Annotated in this window: 2 protein-coding genes and 1 pseudogene; all 3 read right to left on the reverse strand. The window is 61.4% G+C overall.

Annotated features, from left to right (window positions below):
• The coding region (locus tag FFT21_RS28435; protein WP_307722912.1) for a helix-turn-helix domain-containing protein at positions 1-231 on the reverse strand (231 nt) is incomplete at its 3' end.
• Positions 174-1,178 carry a ribonuclease domain-containing protein gene (locus FFT21_RS30200; RefSeq protein WP_137816977.1) on the reverse strand — a complete coding sequence of 335 codons (1,005 nt, stop codon included), beginning with the start codon at positions 1,176-1,178 and terminating at the stop codon, positions 174-176. The genes FFT21_RS30200 and FFT21_RS28435, both read right to left, overlap by 58 nt.
• 269 nt (positions 1,179-1,447) lie before the next feature.
• Positions 1,448-1,546, reverse strand: a pseudogene (locus tag FFT21_RS28445) (IS5/IS1182 family transposase); the annotation flags it as partial.

The raw sequence follows: 1,546 nt of genomic DNA on the forward strand, positions 1-1,546 counted from the left end.
GTTGCCGGTGGGCACATCGGTTCCGTCGACCAGGACGAGTCGGCCGCGGATCGCCTCTTCGAGGTTCGGAACGTGCAGGCACAACGCCTGCCCGATCAGCGGAAGTATGGATCGATAAACTCTCGATACGGTCGACTGGCTGACTCCGAACAGGTCGCCCACAGCCGCCTGGTTCAGATTCTGCCGGACGTATACCAAGGTGAGTACGACAGCGCGGTATAGTCCCACCACTGGAGGCCAGACTTGCTTTTTATTGCAGGAGGCGATCTGCCAAATGCGAGCAACAAGCTCCTCGATCTGGTCGGCAGCAAGTCCTGTAGTAGACTGGTAACGCAACGGCCCCGCCTGTAAGTCGTGTTCTGTGGTAGGAAAACGATCTTACCTGATCGGGGTCGTTGCCCTACTTTGAGGTGATCAAGCCGGCCTGAATAACGCTCAATAATCCTGCGAACGCCTCTTTTTTGACCATTCTTTGCGACCGTCCACTCATGGTAGTAGTCGGACTCCCTCAGAGGCAGTTTACCGTCCGAGTTCTGAAACTCGATACCCTCTCGGCCCGGAAACCTTACGTTGCCTCCTTCGGCCCGACCAATCGTCTCTTTAATCGTCGCTCGGGTGTCCTCGTCCAGGTTGCCGAGCCTTTCGTCAACCAGTTTTTCCGCGCTGAGATCGCCACCGACTTGATTTCCTACTCGGGTGGCTTCGGTGGCTTCGACGTTGGGATCGGGGGTGCTGCTGATGGCCATGGTGAGGCCGGCGGCGGCTTCGGCGACGCTGGCGATGGCGATGGAGCCGCCGAGGGCCGTAAGTAACTCACTGGCGATTGCTGCGATGCGGGCGGTGGCACGGCTGGCGACGAGTTCACCTCCGGCACCGGTGAACAGTGTGACCAATCCGCCGGTGAGCAGTTCCCCAATAGTGACCAGTGCGGCCGCGCCGAGCACCTCCAAGGCGACATCCTTGATCGCGTCGATCATCCGGTCGTGTGTCTGCTGGATCTTGTCGCTGTAGTCGGCGAGCGCCCTGCTGATGATGTCGAGAGTTCGTGGGAGAGCGGAGAGGATTGCCGAATCGGCTGTCCCGCCGACCCTGGTCCAGAACTCCTCCAGCGCGTCCAAGTCTTCGGAAGAGTTGTTGGCAGCCAGCGTCTTGAGGTGGTTGTGCAGGTCGGTGGCCATCTCCTCCAGCGACTGTTTCGCGGAGTCGAAGGCGCGGCTGAGCGTGTGGAGCTTGTCCCGATCACCACTGGGCCATTACCGCTGGAGCACGGCCGGCATCCAGGATTCGCCAGGCCCAATCAGCGTGGGCACGTCCGGTGCGCTGATCGCGTCGTTCGTGACCACGGGAGTCCACGCCGGCGGCCCGGCATGGCCGGGAGTCGACTCGGCGTCCGCCTGCCAATGGTTGACCGCCGAAGCCTCCAAGAGGCCGCGCAGATTGGTGAGTGTTACGGGCGTCGAGCGGGTCTTGTGTCCCAGCGGTGAGTGGTCCAGGCCCGTCGGATGAGGCTACGGACTGTGATGATCGCGTCGGCGAGGTCGAAGAA

The organism is Gandjariella thermophila, from assembly GCF_005405885.1.
Lineage (GTDB): Bacteria > Actinomycetota > Actinomycetes > Mycobacteriales > Pseudonocardiaceae > Gandjariella > Gandjariella thermophila.

What these genes read in the sequence shown, in the direction of transcription:
- FFT21_RS30200 (WP_137816977.1), bottom strand. Translation starts at nt 1,178, where the DNA reads ATGGCCACCGACCTGCACAACCACCTCAAGACGCTGGCTGCCAACAAC.